This window comes from Mycobacterium sp. NGS27 (assembly GCF_059813005.1).
Genome location: NZ_JCALDT010000065.1, coordinates 1 through 229 on the forward strand (window position 1 = coordinate 1; position 229 = coordinate 229).

A 229-nucleotide genomic window follows, 5' to 3' on the forward strand; every position below is an offset into this window, starting at 1 on the left:
GTATCTGCCGATCGACCCCGGGGTGCCGACGGCCCGGATTGAATTCATGCTGGCCGATGCGGGCCCGATCGCCGCGATCGCCAGCGCCGACCTCCGCTCGCGGCTGGACGGGCTGGGGCTGCCGGTCATCGATGTCGATCGTCCCGGAATCCGCTTGCCGCGCAACGGTTTATCTGAACCGACGGCCGACGATGTGGCGTATGTGATCTATACGTCGGGTACTACTGGT

Annotated in this window: 1 protein-coding gene; it reads left to right on the forward strand. The window is 65.5% G+C overall.

What is annotated here, in order from left to right; translation table 11 throughout:
* The coding region (locus AC5Y30_RS25595) for an AMP-binding protein (RefSeq protein WP_499922129.1) at positions 1-229 on the forward strand (229 nt) is incomplete at both ends.